This window comes from Alteromonas sp. G5_S2_22_S1 (genome assembly GCF_054968525.1).
Map to the genome: position 1 here is coordinate 18,992 of NZ_JBQKUJ010000010.1, position 19,262 is coordinate 38,253.

Consider the following 19,262-nt stretch of genomic DNA (forward strand, 5'->3'; position numbering starts at 1 on the left):
GCCCTTTTTTTATGTCTTTTTATACATGGCCCCCAACACTGACGGTTTCGATGCGCCAGTGACTTCAGGGACATTACCCGGTATATCATGTATATAAGCGTGTGCGAGCCAAGCAAACGCTGCCCCCTCTACATGTTGAGGGTGAATGCCTAGGGTAAAGCTGTCTGAAACGCGGTAGTGACTTAATGTATCTTCAAGGTATTTCACTAACGATTTATTGAATGCACCGCCGCCACAAATAATAACTTCGCTGACATCGCCATCGGCGTTTTTCGCGGGTAAGTGTCGCTTAACTTCAGTAGCAATAGTCTCGCCTGTTAAAACGAGCAAGGTAGCCTGAACGTCTTGCGGGGCTAAGTTAAGGTCTGTTTCTTCACTTTTTAAATGGGCACTAGAAGGGAAGTAGTCAGCAAGCGTATTGCTAAGCCAATCAATATTAAAATACTCCCTTCCAGTACTTTTGGGGGCGGGCAAACTGAAATATTTGTCGAGTAAAAGTTGCTGAAGCAACCCATTATGCGGGTTGCCAGATGCAGCCCAAGCCCCGTCTTTATCGAAAGGTTTATTACAGTGAAGGCTAATCCACTGGTCCATTAACGTGTTGCCAGGGCCTGTATCGAAACCCTTAGGGGGGGCGTTATCACGCTCTGGTGCTAGCAAAGAGATATTCGCTATGCCCCCAATATTGACCAGTGCACGATGGCTGTGATTAGAAGCAAATACCGTATTGTGGAACGCTGGAACCAAGGGGGCACCTTGCCCCCCTAGTGCGATATCTTTACGCCTAAAGTCGGCGATAACATCTATGCCCGTAAGCACGGCAATCGTATTAGGGTCGCCAAGTTGACAGGTAAAGCCGCGAATCGATGAACTTGAAAACTGTGCAGACAACACATCTGAATTAGGGTGGTGACGTACTGTCTGTCCATGCGACCCTATAGCGGTAATGTCTGATGCTGTGAGGCTGCTTTTTTCCAATAGCTCTAGAGTAACTTGCGCAAAGACTTCCGCTACCAGTCGGTCGGCAATACTAAACGTATTAAGCTCGTCAGGGCCTTCACTGCAAAGCACGTTTAGTGCTGAGAGCAATTCTGTCGGGTAGGGAATTGAATGGGCGGCGAGAGTGTTACAAGAGGTATGCGTAATATCGCATAGGACGGCGTCAACGCCGTCCATGCTAGTGCCTGACATTAGGCCGATATATTTTGCCATCGTGCCGCTATTTCATCGCAAGCATAATACGTTTGTTGTTATTAAGTTGCTGCTGGCGCAGTTTAGCTATTTCCATAAATCTTTCTCGCTCTTCCTTTGCTATCGGTAATGCTTTTGGTAGTTCTACTGTACGAGGGTTTCTATGCACACCATCTACTAAGAATTCATAGTGCAAGTGAGCACCGGTTACCATACCCGAACTACCGAGATAGCCTACCGTTTGACCCTGCTTAACGACATCGCCCACTTTAACAGCACGCTTCTTAAAGTGTAGGTACTTGGTGGTGTATTTTTCACCATGCTGGATGAAAACGTGATGTCCGTTATATTTATCATAGCCTGCTTTGATAACTTTACCATCCCCTGCCGCCATTATAGGGGTGCCAACGGCAGCCACATAGTCTGTGCCTCGGTGGGCTTTCCAACGCTTTTGTACCGGATGGAAACGGGCTTTAGTAAAGTTAGAGCTTACGTATCTGAAGTTAACCGGCGCGCGCAAGAAGCTCTTACGCATACTGCGTCCTTCAGGCGTGTAATATGTGCCATCTTCGTGAAGAATGGCGCTAAAATGTTCGCCTTGGTTAGTGAATTCCGCTGCAACAATATCGCCGTAACCAACAAATTCGCCATCGATATATTGTTCTTCAAACACGACATTGAAGGTGTCGCCAGAGCGAATTTCCATTGCAAAGTCGATATCCCAGCCAAAAATACCTGCCAAATTCATGATTTGGTTGCTGGTTAACCCGGCATCGCGGGCTGCATTCCAAAAGCTTGAGTGAATTTCACCTTGGGCGAAGTTATAGCGAATATCGACGGCCCGTTTTTCAACTTCAGCCACTAAGCTACTGTTTTCTTCTGACGTGTCAGGGCGAACAAATAAGGTTTCTGTTGACGATAACTTGTATTTAAGCTCGCCAAAACTGCCGTCGTTATTCGCTTTAAACGATAGCTCATCGCCCGGTAGCAAGGTCACTAAGGTTTTACTTAGCTCGCCAGCTCGCGTTACATTGTAAACGTCGCGAGAGGTAAAACCCGCCCGTTTAAAAAGCTTAGCTAAAGTGTCGCCACTACGAACCTTATAGGTTTGCCACGTAGACTCTTCTTCACCGGAAAATACGTCTGTTGAAGGCGTAATGTGAAGATCTACAGGGTAACGAACCCCCGCGTCTAGAATATGTGCCTCTTGATGACGGCTAGCCTCGACGGGCTCCGACGGCAAAAGGATAAGCCCACCAAGAAACAAGCTTGCGATAGCAATGCCTGTTCTATGTTGCTTAGGTAAATTTTTATATAAATGTAGCGCTTTTGAAGCGTCTAATTTCTTTCTCATACTACAGCCCACCTGAGAAATGTTATGTGCACAGCACTATTTCACATACGTTGCTTAAAAATGCAACTTTTCTCATTATTTTGTTAGCGCAAATTGTTACACCCAATAGCTCTTAAACACGCGATTATATTATGCGTTATCTAAATATTGGTGAGTGTGAGGGGGAGGGCAGGAGCAAATCCTCCACCGCAGGGAAGCGGTGGCGGAGCGTCCGTGGATGGGTTTACCGCGCATTTGCGAAAGCCCTCCCCCTCACATTCAGTCCAACGTTATTCAATACGCTAATTTTGCGTTCAAAGCTGTTGGGTTTAACAACATGACTGTTTGTAATCCGTTTTTTGACGCGCAAACCTTTTAATGGTTCCGTTGTACGCGTAAAATGCCCGCCAATATTGAATGTAGTGTTATCAAAGAGTGTGATTAACAAATGAAAGATTGGCAAACAGCGCTAGCTGAGATTAAACGGGGCGTCGATGAAATACTCCCCGAAGAGGATTTAATTGAAAAACTAAAATCCGGCAAAACCCTAACCATTAAAGCGGGTTTTGATCCAACTGCGCCTGATCTGCATCTTGGTCACACTGTGTTGATCAACAAGTTGCGTACATTCCAGCAATTAGGCCACAAGGTTGTTTTTCTTATTGGTGATTTTACTGGCCTTATTGGCGATCCTACAGGTAAAAATGTCACACGCAAGCCTTTAAGTAAAGAACAGGTATTAGAAAACGCGAAAACGTATCAAGAACAAGTGTTCAAGATCCTTGATGAAGAGAAAACGGAAATTCGTTTTAATTCTGAATGGATGGACGGACTTGGTGCAGCAGGCATGATCAAACTTGCGGCAAGCCAAACCGTGGCCCGAATGCTAGAGCGTGATGACTTTAAAAAGCGTTACAACAACGGCCAGCCTATCGCTATTCACGAGTTCTTGTACCCGCTGGTGCAAGGTTGGGACTCTGTGGCTCTTGAGTCAGATGTTGAATTAGGCGGTACCGATCAGCGCTTTAACCTACTTATGGGTCGTGAGCTTCAAAAAGAGCAGGGCCAAAAGCAGCAGTCTATTGTCATGGTTCCGTTGCTTGAAGGTTTAGATGGCGTTCAAAAGATGTCAAAGTCGTTGAACAACTACATTGGTATTACAGATACGCCTAATGAGATGTTCGGTAAGGTGATGTCTATTTCTGATGATTTGATGTGGCGCTACTACGACCTGGTTAGCTTCCGTCCTCTTGAGGAAATTGCAGAGCTTAAAGCGCGCGTTGAAGGCGGTGAAAACCCGCGTGATATTAAAATCATGTTGGCAAAAGAAATCATTGCCCGTTTCCACGACGATGCAGCCGCTGAAGGCGCACACCAAGACTTTATTCAACGCTTCCAGAAAAATGCCATCCCTGATGACATGCCCGAGCTTGAAATAGCACTAAGCGACGAAGGCATCGCTATCGGCAATTTATTAAAAGAAGCGAAACTTGTTGGTTCAACGTCAGATGCCATGCGCATGATTAAACAAGGCGCAGTTAAAATAAATGGCGATAAGGTGGAAGACACCCGTTTAGTGATTACCGAAAAAGGTGAAAACGTGTATCAGGTAGGTAAACGCAAGTTTGCCCGTATCACGCTAGCTTAAAGCCTCACTAAACTAGTATTTGAAAGCCCGCTTATTTAAGCGGGCTTTTTTTTACCTATAATTCCAACATAGGAACGAAGCCGCCATAAATAAGGCGCTTACCGTCGAATGGCATGGGTTTTTCGCTTTCCTGCATACAATGGTGAATACGGCAGACTTACCGTAATAATTCACTAAGACTAACGCTCTGCAATTTTTGCCCATTGATATAAGCCGTGCAGCGCTAGTCTTCTTGCCTTGGGAAACGGGTATGTTTTAAGTGGTGATTGATAAATAGGAAGAGATAAATCAACGTCGCTTGTACCCATCATTCGTTGAGCTAGGCGTTGCCCGGCAAAAGCGGCAAAGGAAACCCCTGAACCACAATATCCCATAGCATAACCGATAGAATAAGCAGAGCGCTTTGCGTTATTACTGCTCGCTTCACTGTTTACGAAAATACGTGGCATGCTATCTAGCGACACGCTCACCCAACCACTCCAGAAATAGTCCATGGCGATACCTTTAAGTGCTGGAAAGCTTTTTACCATGGCGTCGTAAAGGCGCTTTTTCTCTGTCGCGTTATCTGCATCTTTGCCTTTTACTGCCCCACGGCCGCCAAACAACAATCGACCGTCTGGCAACACCCGGTAGTAGTATTTCATCATCCGCGTATCCATAAAACTCATGGGTGTGGTTAACCCGGTTGAAGCGCGTTGTTCATCATTTAAAGGAGCGGTAACAAAGATACTCGACTGTACGGGGAACTGCTTATTGTCTACGCTTTCATGAAAGCGTTTAGGTGTATAGGCGTTTGTTGCAATAAGTATATGCTTAGCTGATACTGAACCGCTTGGCGTGGTGACAAGGTACCCTGTTTTTTGCTTTTCAATGCGAATGGCAGGCGAGTCGTAGAAAAGCGTGGCACCAAGTTCTTTAGCGACTCTTGCATATTCGCTCGCCAGTTTTAAAGGGTGTAAACATGCGCCTTCAAGCTCAACGCCACCGTAAGCCCCTTCTATACCAAAGCGCGCGCTTAGGTCTTTTGGAGTGAGGGTAGTGCTTGGTACATTGAAGTTTGATGCAAGATGTTTAGCACTGGCGCATAGTTGCTCGGCTTGCTTGACGTTATGGGCCAATTTTAAATAAGGCCCTTCTACTAAATCGACCTGCATATTAAAGTCTGTAATACGCTGATTGAGCAAGCTCACCGCCTCATCGAACTCTCCCTGCATACCCTTAGCAACCGCATATCCCCATTTATTTTCAATGGCGCTCAAAGACAGTCGGCCGCTTCCAGAAAGGATAAAACCGCCATTGCGGCCTGCACAGCCGAACCCGAGAGAATTTGCATCAAGTAGCGTAACGTCCTGCTTAGCTTGAGCTAGCGTGATTGCAGCAGACAGCCCGGTGTAGCCGCCACCTATGACCAAATAATCAGTACTTATTTTTTTGTGTAGGGGAGGCTGCGCCATAGGCTGATGTGTGGCGTGCCAGTAGCTTGGTGCTGCCGGAAGCGATGATGAAACACCACGGGAAATAAGCGGGTCGTAGGTCATAAAGAGGGCTTAATACAAAACAGCGTTTAGAATGAAAGGAGCATCTCTGCGCCTTCACACTCACAATATCCTGAACAAACCGGGCAGTCATAGCCTTCGTGAATAGACGCATAGCGCCATTTATTGGCGTGTTTTTTAATTAACTGCCCGCCATTTTTTGTGAAATATTTGAACGCACTGTTGTTGGGGCTCGCCAGCCAGATATGGGCTAACCCGGCGTCTGCGCCTTGTGCTTTAGCGCATGAAATAGACTTGCGCAGCAATTCGCTGCCAATGCCCTCACCTTGCATGGCAGGGTCTACGGTATTGCACTTAAAATAACATACGTGCTCTATCATATCGGGCCATAGCGACGGCGTGCACCACTTATCAAACTGCCACTGGGTATGGGCAAAGGTTAAGGCGAAAGCCAACAACTTTACCTCGGTTAAGTGCTACCCAACTAGCGTTTATATCACCGACAAAGCTTTTCGCGTAATAGTCGGCCAACAGTGCTTGTGTGAGATAATTATCGCCTTGCACCTTATTTCCAAGAGAAATTACGCCAGAAAAATGTTCAGGAGCGAGGGGGGCATAGCTTATATCAAAGCGTGCCATGACCGATTGATGCGTATCAGTATGCGTCATAACTTGCCTATTGTTTCTCGATACTAGGGCTGTGTTTAATGCCATCTAAGTGAACATCTAACGCTTCTACTGAGATGAGTATTTCTCTCACCGACATCCATAAAGAGTAGAGTAGAGAGACTAAACTTGCCGCGAACACCCAATTACCGACTTGCTGATAAGTAAGGTAAATGGCCAGCATAGAAACGACACATAGAAAAAAGCTGCCAACCCCCGCAATTTGCATGCGCTTTATAAGCTGTATGCGCAAACGCAGGTTTTTGATTTGTGCCTGGGTATTGTCGTCGCGCTCTTCTTTAGAAAAGTTTCTGATAATCGTCGCCAACGTTAAAAAACGATTTGTGTAAGCTAAGAGCAGTAAAGAAATAGCAGGGAATAACATGGCTGGTGTGGCGATATCTATTTTCATAAGAGGTTCGTACAAGCGTCAGTTTTATTAAGTGTATCATACGCTTTTATTATCACACAGGGTGTGGTGTACAGCGTAATACGTAAGAAAAATAAGGGGGGTGTAAGAATACAGAAGGAGGGGGTAACCTATCGGCACTAAACAAATACTAAGCACTTACATTCTATCTACCGTCATTCCTGCCGCGCTCCAGCCCAACATGTCACCCTCTAGATGCATGACTTCTGAAAAGTCTAAATCTTCGAGAACCTTCATTGCTAGCTTGGCTCTTCGACCTGAACGACAATAGATAATTATAGGCTTATCTTTATGGCCTTCTAACTCACTCAAATAGTCATTAATGTTCTCGTGAGGCATGTTTACCGCGCCGGGTATATGACCATCTGCAAACTCTTTTGGGGAACGCACGTCAATGAGCAGCCAGTCGTTGTTAGCAACCCGTTCAATTAGATAAGGTGATGCGGCAACCGATGCCTGAGATTGCGAAGTTGCTTTTGCCGTACATTGAAGCGACACGAAAAGTGCAATACCGACCACAACAAGAAAAACCGCAACAACAATCCGCATGAAAAGAAACTCTTACCGTAATAATGAAATATTAGAGCCATTGAACCTTTAAACATTCGCTTTGTACAATGGGCGCATAGCACCCCGAATGCTTTTGCAACATAGCGTGCTTTTGGGAGCACAGGCTGCCATTACCTAGACTTAAGTATAACGCGCGAGAACGTCAATTTATACCTTCACAAAGCAGTTTTAGTTCATTTATTAATCGCAGTGAAAATCGACTGGTAATATCAGGGTTTACTACAATTAAAGGTGCGTTTAAAAAGCTGCGGTGATCTGCCCAAAAGCCTTCAAGGTCTGCTCGTGCACTTTTAGATGCGGCTACCAGTGCCTGAGGTTGTCGGGTAAGCACGTCCTTTAATGCGACCTGTGGGTAGTCGACAGGGCTGTCATAAAAAAGGGTTTGCGCGCCGCACACATGTAGTAACTTATTTGCCCATGCGTCTGGACCAACGGTCATCAGTGGCGTAGTCCAAGAATAATAAAAAACAGGTGTTAATGTTGTTTTTGCATACTCGTGATTTAGCGCAGTGAGCTTTTGTATAAAATTATCGGCAAGGGTCGACGCTTTTTTCTGACTGTTGGTGATAGCGCCAAGCTTCTTAATTTCGCTAGCGATGTCTGCGATATTTTCAACCTTACTCTTAAATACTTTAAGGCCCATGGAAGAAAGTTTGTGAATATCCTGCGGTTTATTCCCTCCATCCCAAGCAAGAATTAAGTCGGGTTTAAGTGCGACTATGCGTGCTATGTCAGCGCCTTGGAAGTCAGCGACTCGCTGTATGGTTTTAGCCTGTTCGGGGTAGTCACTGTAATCGCTTACGCCAACCAAATTATCACCCAAACCTAAACTAAAGGCCCATTCAGTTAGGTGGGGAGCTAAACTTACAATTCTCAAAGGTTGCTGGGGGGCCTGTTCAGTGACTTCCTGCGCCGTCGCGGTTGAATGTGCAGCGTGCGTCATTATTGAAGTAAGCGACAATGTGAGAGCTAATAAGGCAAGTGCCAGCGCTTTTTTAAGACAAAAACTACAAATGCGGCATGGCAAAGCGCTCTTGCCTCGTTTCATTGTGATGTATTGATAGCGCATTATTATGGCTCTCTAAGTGTAAATACAGATCGCATGCTGTTTTGCCTTAAACAGTAGTTAATAAATAAAGCAACGTTAAACAAGCGCCAGCCCCAACATGGCTAAAGATGCGAAAGCGGATGTCGCTATCATGGCATAGGTAATCGTGCTCTTTGCAGCTAACATATGGGAGTACTTCACGTCGTTAACGCCTCCTACGCGCGTGTATCGGTACTTTTTGTTTGCATACATTGCAGGGCCCCCAAGTTTCACGTTAAGAACTCCGCCCATAAGCGCAAGTAACAGCGACGTTTTATCTTTAACCGGCGAATGCTTGATTGCACGAAAGCCTTTTAAAGGGTGACTTACCAGCAGTGTAATAAATCCGCCGATCACCGCCGGAGGTACCACCAGTATTGAAATGAGTTTGCGCACGGGTTGGGCAAAGAAAACCATGTTGGGAGTTCGGTAATGCCATTGCCAAGACGTAAGAAGAAGTAAGCGGTATATCAGCGCGCCTATTGGCCCGGTAACGACAAAATAAAAAATAACACCGCAATAAAGGTAAAGAAACTTCAGCCATAACGACTCTATAGCGGCTTTGGCGATACCTATATCCGTAAGCGAATGGCATTGTCGGGCGGTGATGGTTTGCACCATTTCTCGGGCAAGTGACTTTTTGTTTCTACCTACGCTAGCCAGTACCTTTTTGTACTGCTGACGCTGGTACCCAAAATCGAGTAGCGCCACAAGAATGAGCGCTTCAAAAAAAACGGGGTATTGAGCCATATATACCAAGATGGCTAAACAAATAACCAGTGGGGCTAACAATACCAACGGAGCCAGTGAGCCAGAAATATAGTGCTGGCCAGGCCCGTACTCGCGAGAAGGGACGACTTTGCGCCCCATTTGCTGAACAAGGTATCGCATAAGTGTTAGAGGGTGAGTGCTTTGAGGCCAGCGCCACAAAGCGTCGACAGCGATAGCCAACCAAAGTACGAGTAGCGACTGCAAACGCGGGTCGCTAAATAGGCTTGTCATCTTACTTAGCGAGGGCCTTTATCATTGCCATTACAAGCTGTGCTGAATGCTTAGCGGCAGTCTCTAAATACTCTTTAAAGCTTACAGATGACGTTTTTCCTGCGATATCCGACAGCGAGCGAATAACAAGGAACGGCGTGTCGAGCATGTGACAAGTTTGACCTATTGCTGCGCCTTCCATTTCTACCGCTTTCATATCGGGGAAGTTTTCACGTAGTTCTGCCACTGCTTCATCGCTACCGATAAACGCATCGCCGGTACAAATTAAACCCGTTGTAGATTGCAGCGAGACAATGCTTGCAGCCGCGGTACGCGCGGTTTCCATTAAGTGAGTATCACAGCGGAAATCCTCTGGCATGCCAGCACACTGCCCTAATTTGTAACCGAAATGGGTAAGGTCTGCATCGTGGTGAATAACGTGACTTGCTATCACTAAATCACCAATGTTTAAATTCTTGTCGAAGCCACCTGCGGATCCGGTGTTAACGACTGCATCTGGCGCAAATTGCTCAATAAGTACGGTAGTCGCGATAGCCGCAGCAACTTTACCAATACCGCATTTTACTAACACCACTTCCATATCGTTTAGTGTGCCTTCATAAAACGTAAGGTGCTTCCACTTTGTTTCTTTCACATTCCAAAGAGACGCTTTAAGTAGCGCTACTTCTTCGTCCATTGCACCTAAAATACCAATTTTTTTCATAACTCTACCGACGGTGTTGTGGGTTTCTTTGCGTGAACACGCATGTGTTTGACGTAATTGTATAAGGAAATATGAAAAACTGACAGAAAAATGCCTTTGTTGCTGCTACAGAGAGTAAGAAAATAGCAAAGCAACAAAGGCTAGGGGAAGTGGGGACGAGTACTTTATGCCGCAGCAGGTCTACTCGAGCGCACGGGGCGAGTAGGGCGCTTAGGCGGCTCTGGGTTATGAGTAGGAAGCTGCGCCATTTTATTTTGTAAACGGCGATAAGGAATCAGTTTGTTTTCCAAGCACTCGCGAATATCATCAACGGTATAACCAGATTTCACTTTTATTCTTGCGTGAGGAAGACCAGCCGCATCGAGCGCGCCGGTTACAAACCAGTCCTTTTGGGTTTTGTAGCCGTCTTTACCTTGGCTATGAACAAGATCAATAGCCATGACGGGGCTCATATCGTGCTTGTTTACTAATACAAAGTCGAGATGTCGGCTTGACGCTCTGCTAAGGGCTTGGCTCGCCGTTTTCTTGCTGGCCGACGGTCGAACCGACACTAAGTCGTTAAGACGTACGCGGCATACTATCCGAAACTCTTTTCCCATAGCCTGTTCAATCAGGTTTAAAAAGGTGTTTTCTACTGGTGTAAATAGCTGTGGCTTCCGCCTAAATGGAAATGCGACACCACCGTCTGACAACTTTATGGCACCTAGCGCAACGACTATAAGTAACATCATTAGAATAATTGCCAATTCCATCGTAACCCTCGCAAAAATCAATAGTTAAAGCCCATGACAGGCAAAGCAACGTGAAGCGCACTAGCTTATGTATCAGTAATTAGCGTACTTCTTGCAACTTCGCAGGTGTCAGAAAAATGACACCTGACGTAGTCATGGTGTTGTTATTGATGAAATTGCAAAGCAGATGCCAACATGAGCAATCTATATCGGTATTTTAAAAAGTCGCAAGTTACTTTGATTTTGATGTGACTAGGATATCCACTTGAGAGCCTGTTTTATCTGGGCTAACAATGACTCTAATGGCTTTATCGCTAGAAGAAAGTAAGGTACGGCCGTTTACTGGAGAATGAGCCTTAAGGGCCGGGTGCGCTGTTTGATAAAGGTTTACCAGAGCACCAGGCTCAGCGGGGGAGTGATACACCATCACCGCCGTCATGCTTTCGTCAAACGACTGGCATTGACGAGCATCACTGGCAATTTTCACCTGTTGAAATTGGGCAGGACAAGAGACAGTATTAGGTTTAGACACTGATGTCGGCAAACTTTGTACTTTAGCAGGCGCGTTCACCGAGGATGCTTCTACCGAAATGGTATCGGCAAAACACACATTACTCACCGCACAGTTCAATGCAAAACAAAGAGTGAGTGTTTTTATGTCGACGTTCTTCATGGGCCGGCTCTATCAATTACGTAATGATATTTTGTTGTTCGTACGATAGTAGAGCCGTCGCACCTTCGGTTCAACTAAACCTTGGTCTATTAACGTATGCCATCGACGTTTTCCGTATTTCCTGAGTGAGCCAAAACTAAAAAAGCTCGATAGCAGGGCTATCGAGCTTTTGTCAAAGGTCTTGTTAGCGTAGCTTAAACGCCAATGTAGTCCATTATACCTTCTGCGGCTTTACGGCCTTCGTCGATTGCGGTCACAACCAAGTCACTGCCACGTACCATATCACCGCCCGCAAACACTTGTGGGTGCGAAGTCTGGAATGCAAACTTACCTGCTGAAGGTGCGCGAACGCGGCCTTTTTCGTCAAGCATAATGCCAAAGTCGGCAAACCATGGCGCAGGACTCGGTTGGAAACCAAACGCGATAATAACCGCATCAGCCTCTAGAACATGTTCTGAACCTTCTACTTCAACAGGACGGCGGCGACCGTTAACATCCGGTGGTCCCATCTCGGTTTTAACGAACTTAACGCCACAGGCTTTTCCGTTTTCATCAACGGCGATGTCCAAAGGTTGAAGATTGAATTTAAACTCAACACCTTCTTCTTTAGCGTTAACTACTTCGCGGCGTGAACCCGGCATACTTTCTTCGTCACGACGATATGCACAGGTTACCTGCGCCGCTTCCTGACGAATAGAGGTACGCACGCAGTCCATGGTGGTATCACCACCACCTAACACCACAACGCGCTTACCTTTCATATCAACAAAATCGGCTGGGTCTTTTTCAAGTCCCATTACGCGGTTGGTATTGGCAATAAGGAATGGAAGGGCATCGTATACCCCTTCTACGTGCTCATTGTCGAACCCACCTTGCATAGACTTGTATGTACCCATGCCTAAGAACACCGCGTCGTACTTATCGATTAAGTCCTGGAACTGGATGTCTTTTCCAATTTCGGTGTTAAGTACGAACTCAACGCCCATTTCGGTAAAGATTTGGCGGCGTAGCTTGATAACGTCTTTCTCTAATTTAAAAGACGGAATACCAAACGTGAGTAGGCCGCCAATTTCTTCGTACTTATCGTAAACAACAGGTTTAACACCGTTACGTACTAATATATCAGCACAAGCAAGCCCTGCCGGGCCAGCACCAACAATGGCGACTTTCTTGTCGGTCCATACCACGTCAGACATATCTGGACGCCAGCCCATTTTGAAGGCTGTATCAGTAATGTACTTCTCAATACTACCAATGGTTACCGCACCAAAATCGTCATTCAGTGTACACGCACCTTCGCACAGTCTGTCTTGTGGACATACGCGACCACATACTTCCGGCAAACTGTTGGTTTTATGAGAAAGCTCCGCAGCTTCTAAAATACGGCCTTCGTTTGCCAAGCTTAACCACTGGGGAATGTAGTTGTGCACGGGGCACTTCCATTCACAATACGGGTTGCCGCAGTCCAAGCAGCGGTCTGCTTGGCCTTCGGTTTGAGATTGGCTGAGCGGTTGATAAATTTCCGCGAACTCTTGTTTACGTACCATGATCGGCTTTTTCGGCGGATCGATACGTTCAACGTCGACAAATTGATATACGTTCTTTGCCATAAACTAAATCCTCCTACTGAGCCTGAATGCGTAATTCAGCACTTGAACGACTGATGTGACCAAGCAAGTTTTTCACATCACTGGTTTTTGGCTTAATAAGCTTAAAGCGTTTCAGCGTTGCGGCGAAATCAGTAAGCAGAGACAACGAGTGATCGCTACCGGTTTCTTCGTAGTGCTGGTTAATTAAGCCGCGTAAGTGTTCAGCAAGAATCGCTTTATCTTCAATTGGCATAACATCAACGAGTTCGGCGTTTACGCGGTTATCGAGGTCGTCGCCATCATCCATAAGATAGGCAAAACCACCTGTCATACCGGCACCGAAGTTAACGCCAACTGGGCCAAGTACAGCTACAATACCGCCTGTCATATATTCACAGCCGTTATCGCCAATACCTTCAACTACCGCGATGGCGCCTGAGTTACGTACACCAAAGCGTTCGCCTGCACGGCCTGCCGCAAAGAGCTTACCGCCAGTGGCGCCGTATAGGCAGGTATTACCCATAATGGCACTGTCGTGGGCATCATAAGAGATGTCGCGCGGCGGGTGGATAACAAGCTTGCCGCCTGTCATGCCTTTGCCTACATAATCGTTGGCATCGCCTTCAAGATGCATGTGTAAACCGCCAGCGTTCCACACACCGAAGCTTTGACCTGCCGTACCGGTAAGTTCAACTTTGATTGGGGTATCTTCAAAATCGTGATTACCGTGATGTTTAGCAATTTCACCTGATAGCAACGCGCCTACAGAGCGGTCGGTATTGCGTACAGGGTATTTAAGCGTAATAGACTCACCGTCTACCACTGCTTGCTGGGCATCTTTAAGCATCTGTGCATTTAACTCACCCTTATCAATAGGCGCGTTTGTGGTTTGTGAACAGAACAAACGGGTATGTTCACCGGCCTTAGGCTGCGCAAGTAGAGGCGATAGATCTAAACGGTTTTGCTTAGCAGTAATGCCATCTAATACTTTAAGTAGCTCTGTGCGGCCAACAAGATCGTCGAACTTAGCAACACCCATAGATGCCATGATTTCACGTACTTCCTGAGCAATAAACTTAAAGTAGTTCATTACCATGTCAGGCAAGCCGATGAAGTGATCATCACGCAATTTTTGGTCTTGGGTTGCAACACCGGTCGCACAGTTGTTTAAGTGGCAAATACGTAGGTATTTACAACCTAGTGCTACCATTGGGCCAGTACCAAAGCCAAAGCTTTCGGCACCTAAAATACCCGCTTTAACCACATCAAGGCCAGTTTTCAAACCACCGTCGGTTTGAACGCGTACTTTATGACGTAGGCCGTTTTCGATAAGGGCTTGTTGCGTTTCAGAAAGACCTAGTTCGAACGGGCTACCCGCATATTTAACTGACGTTAATGGGCTTGCACCTGTTCCGCCGTCGTACCCTGATACGGTAATAAGGTCGGCATAGGCTTTTGCTACGCCCGTTGCGATAGTACCTACACCCGGTTCAGATACCAGTTTTACTGATATTAGCGCCGTTGGGTTAACCTGCTTCAAATCGAAAATTAGCTGAGCCAAATCTTCAATTGAATAGATATCGTGGTGCGGTGGTGGTGAAATAAGGGTTACACCTGGCACAGAGAAACGAAGCTGTGCGATGTATTTATTCACTTTATCACCAGGAAGCTGACCGCCTTCACCCGGTTTAGCACCTTGCGCCACTTTAATTTGAATAACGTTAGCGTTAACCAAATAGTGAGGTGTCACACCGAAGCGTCCTGACGCAACCTGCTTAATCTTAGAGTTCTTTTCAGTCCCAAAGCGAGAAGGGTGTTCGCCACCTTCGCCCGAGTTAGACTGACCGCCCAAACGGTTCATTGCAATAGCCAGTGCTTCGTGGGCTTCTGGGCTTAATGCACCAATTGACATAGCCGCAGTATCGAAACGTGGGAACAAGTTCTCCGGTGCTTCTACTTCGCTAATATCAATAGGATCGCAGTCTGGATTAATGGCCAGCAAGTCGCGAATGTGTGCAGGGGCACGCTCGTTAACAAGCTTGGCGTATTGCTGGTAGTCGTCATAGTTACCCGACACAACCGCTTTTTGCAGCGTGCTAACTACGTCTGGGTTATAGGCGTGATATTCGCCACCGTGCACATATTTAAGTAAGCCACCGTGATCAACAGACTTACGCTTAAGCCATGCAATGCGATTCAGGTTGATGAGATCTTGGTGGAAATCATCAAAGCCTGCGCCTTGAATACGTGAGGTCACGCCTTTGAAGCAAAGATTCATTACTTCATTGTTAATCCCCACGGCTTCGAAGAGCTTAGAGCTACGGTAGCTCGCGACTGTACTGATACCCATCTTAGACATGATCTTATACAAGCCTTTGTTGATACCTTTACGGTAGTTCAACGTAGCCTGCATAGGAGAAATATCTAACTCGCCTTTTTCGCAAAGCTGCTCGATAGTTTCATAGGCAAGGAATGGGTAAACCGCCGTTGCACCAAGGCCAATAAGTACGGCAAAGTGATGCGGGTCACGGGCACTCGCTGTTTCTATAACAACGTTCGCGTCGCAGCGCAGTGATTTTTCAACCAGTCGTCGCTGTACCGCACCCACGGCCATCGCGGCTGGGATCACCAAGCGGTTTTGCTTGATGTTTCTGTCAGACAGAATAACAAACGCAGCACGTTTATTCTTAACCAGCATTTCCACTTCGTTACACACGCGCTCAATGGCTTTCTTCAAGCCCTCTTGCGGTGCGTATTGAAGTTCTACTACTTCTGAGTAGTAGTTGTCTGGGTTAAATTCACGCAATTGTTTAAGGTCGGTATACATTAATACCGGCGAGTCGAATAACACGCGGTCAGCGTAACCCGATGTTTCGCTAAATACGTTTTGCTCGCGGCCAATACAGGTTGCCAACGACATAACGTGGTTTTCACGCAGTGGGTCGATAGGTGGGTTGGTTACCTGGGCAAACTGCTGACGGAAATAATCATAAACCGTGCGCTGGCGCGATGACATTACCGCCATTGGCGTATCGTCACCCATTGAGCCAACGGCTTCTTGACCATCTTTTGCGAGTACTTTTACAACTTGCTGAATTTCTTCGTAGCTGTAGGCGTGTAGCTTGTGGTAGACCGCCATGGCATCGTCGTCAAACACGCGCTTACCAATAAGCGAGGCATCAAGCTGCTCAATAGGCGTAAGGCGACGAATGTGCTTATCTAACCACTCTTTATAAGGGTGGCGAGCTTTAAGGTCATCATCAATTTCTGTAGAGCGCCAGATTTTGCCCGTGTAAGTATCTACGGCAAGCATTTCACCTGGACCAACGCGGCCTTTCTCAATCACGTCAGCTTGCTCGTAGTCCCAAATACCTACTTCTGAGGCTAGAGTAATAAACCCATTTTTGGTAATGACATAGCGAGCTGGACGCAAGCCGTTTCTATCAAGGTTACAGGCTACGTGACGGCCGTTGGTTAAAACGATACCGGCAGGGCCATCCCATGGTTCCATGTGCATTGAGTTAAACTCGTAGAATGCACGAAGGTCATCATCCATGGTTTTGTTGTTTTGATAGGCTGGTGGAACCAGTAAACGCATGGCACGGAATAAATCCATACCGCCAGCTAGAAATAGCTCTAGCATGTTATCCAGCGATGACGAATCAGACCCTTCGGTATTCACGAAAGGGGCGGCGTCTTTTAAATCTGGAATAAGTGGCGTTGAAAATTTCGCGGCACGTGCCATTGCCCAGTCGCGGTTGCCTTTGATGGTGTTAATTTCACCATTATGCGCAAGGAAACGGAAGGGTTGAGCTAGCGGCCAGCGTGGTAACGTGTTTGTCGAGAAGCGCTGGTGGAAAACGCAGATCGCGCTTTGCATGCGCTCATCGGCAAGATCGTGATAGAAGGCTGGCAAGTCTTTTGGCATCACCAAGCCTTTATAGATCGTTACTAAGCCTGATAAACACGCTACGTAAAAATCTGGATCTGCTTCAAGGCGTTTTTCAGCGCGGCGACGGATCATATATAAGCGACGCTCAAGGTCGCGTTTTCTCCAGCCCGCTGGTGCGTTCACAAATACTTGTTCAATTTGTGGAACGCCTGTAAGCGCTAATTCACCCAGTACCGAGCGGTCAACAGGCACTTCGCGCCAGCCCACTACTGAAAGTGTTTCTTTTTCAAGTTCTTCATTAAGTACTTCACGCGCGGCTTGCGCAAGTACAGGGTCCTGACTTAAGAAAATCATGCCCACGCCGTATTTTTTGCTGAGTTTCCAGCCATTATCTTCGGCGATTGCATGGAAGAACGCATCCGGCTTCTGTAGTAATAAACCACAGCCGTCACCGGTTTTCCCGTCTGCGGCGATACCGCCACGATGCTGCATACGGTCAAGGCCGTGTATTGCAGTGGTTACCAATTCATGACTGGCTTCCCCGTGAGTGTGAGCGATTAAGCCAAACCCACAGTTGTCCCGGGAATCATTGGGATTATATAAACTCATCTCTTAACTCCTTCAACCTTAAGACTGGGCAAGGTATGCGTTGCGTGTAGATGCGCCTAGGTGTGCGTATCACAACATTGTTAGACGTCTTTTTTGCTTGCGCGCGGTATTGCTCGCAATATGCGTCTTTCTTGTCGTTTATTTATTATTAGAGGATACCAGTCGTTTCCGCATTTTTATGCATTATTGCCATGCGGGCCGTACAAAATACCCACATTGAAAACTAAAATCAAACGCTAAAATTGTAAGCGTTATATAGTTTTTGTATAAATATAATTAATTTCTTTAAATACATGTATTTATATCCCGTTGCTTACAATTGTAATAAAAATGTTATCAAGTGAAAAAATTAATAATTCACCAGTACATAAATGATATTAGTTCTCATTTGAATTTTAATGGTGAATAAATATTCTTTATTTTCGTTGTTTTATGTTGTCAATGTGGGTTTGCTGTGTATTTTTATTAAATTGTAAAGTTATGATTCCACAAATATTAGCTGTTTGCTATATTGGTTAAAAGTTGTTCAAATGTAAGGCTAGGTAAAAACATAGCCTGTAGTTCGCAGTATGCTCACGCACGCTGAGAGTGCAAACAATGCGTAAGCTCTGGTGATATGAAAAGAATAAAAATTCACTGTAGTCGCGTGCAAACTAATCAATAAGGAATATTGAATGACTATCCTACACGCGACACCTAGGCTCTCATTTGATGTATACGAACACCGCCTCATTGGTGAAAATGTCAAATTTACTGCTTCACCGAATACTTCTGGGGCGTTTCAGACTGGCGCTCCCGATACCATTGTCATTCATTTCACTGCTGGAAGTAGTTTAGACTCCTCTGTCAACGTCTTAACTAATGCTGAAAGTGGTGTTTCAGCGCACTTCGCTTTAGGGCGTAACGGCGATATCGTTCAAATGTTGCCCACCAACAAAATAGGGTGGCACGCTGGCAAAAGTCATTACAAGGGGCGAAGCGGGCTAAACAGATACTCCATAGGAATAGAGCTAGATAATGCCGGGCAACTAAAGCCTAGAGGCGACGGCACCTATGAAAGCTGGTTTGGGAACGTTTATAGAGAAAGTGAAGTGATAGCTGCACAACACCCCAACCAATCAGTTTTAGGCTATTGGCATAAATATACTGATATTCAGATTGCCTCCACAATAAGCCTGTGCAAAGTGCTTTGCGAACACTACCCAATTTCTGTTGTGGTAGGTCACGATGAGATAGCGCCTTCGCGTAAAGTAGACCCTGGTCCGGCATTTCCGATGCATCAAATCAGAGAACAGGTACTGCTTGAAATAAGTGAAGACGAAACGCACACGGAAAGTAACGGTGTCCATACGGGCAGCTTACAAAGAGAAGCGCACGATGCCGTGCCGCGACATATTGCCAGCCCGGTAAATCGCGTGGCTAACGTAAGTGCTAACGCACTCAATGTGCGTAAAGGGCCAAATGTCTCTTTTCCTCTTATTGAAAATGGGTTGCACAAAGGTGAAGTATTAAAGGTGCTAGAAAAGCAGGGAGAGTGGGCGAAAGTCTCCTTTACAAAAGTAGGTTGGGTTAACACCCGTTATATTAATGAGATTACAGAAAAGTCGCCGTTTAAAACGTAGCGTTACGTTATGAGGTTACA

General features: G+C 46.1%; 14 protein-coding genes and 1 pseudogene. 2 read left to right on the forward strand and 13 right to left on the reverse strand.

The features are described 5' to 3' along the window. Window positions 1–9: 9 nt before the first annotated feature. Together ACTRWF_RS11840 and ACTRWF_RS11845 are read right to left on the reverse strand one after the other, a co-directional pair. Window positions 10–1,212, reverse strand: a complete 1,203-nt coding sequence (locus ACTRWF_RS11840; protein WP_462835608.1) for an anhydro-N-acetylmuramic acid kinase — start codon at window positions 1,210–1,212, stop codon at window positions 10–12. A gap of 7 nt (window positions 1,213–1,219) precedes the next feature. After that, window positions 1,220–2,545: an OapA family protein gene (locus tag ACTRWF_RS11845; protein ID WP_012519592.1), complete on the reverse strand. Its 1,326-nt coding sequence runs from the start codon at window positions 2,543–2,545 to the stop codon at window positions 1,220–1,222. A 427-nt stretch (window positions 2,546–2,972) separates the two neighbouring features. Between ACTRWF_RS11845 and tyrS the strand changes: the two genes are divergently transcribed. Further along, the gene (gene tyrS / locus ACTRWF_RS11850) at window positions 2,973–4,172 is read left to right on the forward strand and encodes a tyrosine--tRNA ligase (protein ID WP_012519590.1); all 1,200 of its coding nucleotides are present in this window, start codon (window positions 2,973–2,975) and stop codon (window positions 4,170–4,172) included. Window positions 4,173–4,351: 179 nt separating this feature from the next. Here the strand turns inward: tyrS and ACTRWF_RS11855 are convergent, their stop codons facing one another. The 11 genes and pseudogenes from ACTRWF_RS11855 to gltB form a co-directional block, all read right to left on the reverse strand. Beyond that, a complete protein-coding gene (locus tag ACTRWF_RS11855; RefSeq protein WP_462835609.1) occupies window positions 4,352–5,710 on the reverse strand; it encodes an FAD-dependent oxidoreductase in 1,359 nt (452 codons plus the stop codon). A gap of 26 nt (window positions 5,711–5,736) precedes the next feature. Further along, window positions 5,737–6,337 (reverse strand): annotated as a pseudogene (locus ACTRWF_RS11860) (GNAT family N-acetyltransferase). Window positions 6,338–6,344: 7 nt separating this feature from the next. Next, window positions 6,345–6,746 (reverse strand): DUF2721 domain-containing protein, encoded by a 402-nt coding sequence (locus tag ACTRWF_RS11865; RefSeq protein WP_462835610.1) that lies wholly within the window; start codon window positions 6,744–6,746, stop codon window positions 6,345–6,347. A gap of 156 nt (window positions 6,747–6,902) precedes the next feature. Beyond that, complete coding sequence (locus ACTRWF_RS11870) at window positions 6,903–7,313, reverse strand: rhodanese-like domain-containing protein (RefSeq protein WP_012519586.1); 411 nt, start codon at window positions 7,311–7,313, stop codon at window positions 6,903–6,905. A 163-nt stretch (window positions 7,314–7,476) separates the two neighbouring features. After that, window positions 7,477–8,403 (reverse strand): cobalamin-binding protein, encoded by a 927-nt coding sequence (locus tag ACTRWF_RS11875; protein WP_012519585.1) that lies wholly within the window; start codon window positions 8,401–8,403, stop codon window positions 7,477–7,479. A 75-nt stretch (window positions 8,404–8,478) separates the two neighbouring features. After that, a complete protein-coding gene (locus ACTRWF_RS11880; protein ID WP_012519584.1) occupies window positions 8,479–9,423 on the reverse strand; it encodes a cobalamin biosynthesis protein CobD/CbiB in 945 nt (314 codons plus the stop codon). A 1-nt stretch (window position 9,424) separates the two neighbouring features. After that, window positions 9,425–10,126, reverse strand: a complete 702-nt coding sequence (locus ACTRWF_RS11885) for a 5'-methylthioadenosine/adenosylhomocysteine nucleosidase (RefSeq protein ID WP_015067894.1) — start codon at window positions 10,124–10,126, stop codon at window positions 9,425–9,427. 164 nt (window positions 10,127–10,290) lie between these two features. Then, window positions 10,291–10,878 carry a DUF2726 domain-containing protein gene (locus ACTRWF_RS11890; RefSeq protein WP_015067893.1) on the reverse strand — a complete coding sequence of 196 codons (588 nt, stop codon included), beginning with the start codon at window positions 10,876–10,878 and terminating at the stop codon, window positions 10,291–10,293. 211 nt (window positions 10,879–11,089) lie between these two features. Beyond that, window positions 11,090–11,530 (reverse strand): hypothetical protein, encoded by a 441-nt coding sequence (locus ACTRWF_RS11895; RefSeq protein WP_015067892.1) that lies wholly within the window; start codon window positions 11,528–11,530, stop codon window positions 11,090–11,092. Window positions 11,531–11,724: 194 nt separating this feature from the next. Continuing rightward, window positions 11,725–13,140, reverse strand: coding sequence for an FAD-dependent oxidoreductase (locus tag ACTRWF_RS11900; protein WP_012519580.1), 1,416 nt, complete (start codon window positions 13,138–13,140; stop codon window positions 11,725–11,727). 13 nt (window positions 13,141–13,153) lie between these two features. Continuing rightward, a complete protein-coding gene (gene gltB, locus ACTRWF_RS11905) occupies window positions 13,154–17,620 on the reverse strand; it encodes a glutamate synthase large subunit (RefSeq protein WP_462835611.1) in 4,467 nt (1,488 codons plus the stop codon). Window positions 17,621–18,294: 674 nt separating this feature from the next. Here gltB and ACTRWF_RS11910 point away from each other — a divergent pair. Further along, complete coding sequence (locus tag ACTRWF_RS11910) at window positions 18,295–19,242, forward strand: N-acetylmuramoyl-L-alanine amidase (RefSeq protein ID WP_012519579.1); 948 nt, start codon at window positions 18,295–18,297, stop codon at window positions 19,240–19,242. Window positions 19,243–19,262: the final 20 nt, after the last annotated feature.

What these genes read in the sequence shown, in the direction of transcription:
- ACTRWF_RS11840 (WP_462835608.1), bottom strand. Translation starts at nt 1,212, where the DNA reads ATGGCAAAATATATCGGCCTAATGTCAGGCACTAGCATGGACGGCGTT.
- ACTRWF_RS11845 (WP_012519592.1), bottom strand. Translation starts at nt 2,545, where the DNA reads ATGAGAAAGAAATTAGACGCTTCAAAAGCGCTACATTTATATAAAAAT.
- tyrS (WP_012519590.1), top strand. Translation starts at nt 2,973, where the DNA reads ATGAAAGATTGGCAAACAGCGCTAGCTGAGATTAAACGGGGCGTCGAT.
- ACTRWF_RS11855 (WP_462835609.1), bottom strand. Translation starts at nt 5,710, where the DNA reads ATGACCTACGACCCGCTTATTTCCCGTGGTGTTTCATCATCGCTTCCG.
- ACTRWF_RS11865 (WP_462835610.1), bottom strand. Translation starts at nt 6,746, where the DNA reads ATGAAAATAGATATCGCCACACCAGCCATGTTATTCCCTGCTATTTCT.
- ACTRWF_RS11870 (WP_012519586.1), bottom strand. Translation starts at nt 7,313, where the DNA reads ATGCGGATTGTTGTTGCGGTTTTTCTTGTTGTGGTCGGTATTGCACTT.
- ACTRWF_RS11875 (WP_012519585.1), bottom strand. Translation starts at nt 8,403, where the DNA reads ATGCGCTATCAATACATCACAATGAAACGAGGCAAGAGCGCTTTGCCA.
- ACTRWF_RS11880 (WP_012519584.1), bottom strand. Translation starts at nt 9,423, where the DNA reads ATGACAAGCCTATTTAGCGACCCGCGTTTGCAGTCGCTACTCGTACTT.
- ACTRWF_RS11885 (WP_015067894.1), bottom strand. Translation starts at nt 10,126, where the DNA reads ATGAAAAAAATTGGTATTTTAGGTGCAATGGACGAAGAAGTAGCGCTA.
- ACTRWF_RS11890 (WP_015067893.1), bottom strand. Translation starts at nt 10,878, where the DNA reads ATGGAATTGGCAATTATTCTAATGATGTTACTTATAGTCGTTGCGCTA.
- ACTRWF_RS11895 (WP_015067892.1), bottom strand. Translation starts at nt 11,530, where the DNA reads ATGAAGAACGTCGACATAAAAACACTCACTCTTTGTTTTGCATTGAAC.
- ACTRWF_RS11900 (WP_012519580.1), bottom strand. Translation starts at nt 13,140, where the DNA reads ATGGCAAAGAACGTATATCAATTTGTCGACGTTGAACGTATCGATCCG.
- gltB (WP_462835611.1), bottom strand. Translation starts at nt 17,620, where the DNA reads ATGAGTTTATATAATCCCAATGATTCCCGGGACAACTGTGGGTTTGGC.
- ACTRWF_RS11910 (WP_012519579.1), top strand. Translation starts at nt 18,295, where the DNA reads ATGACTATCCTACACGCGACACCTAGGCTCTCATTTGATGTATACGAA.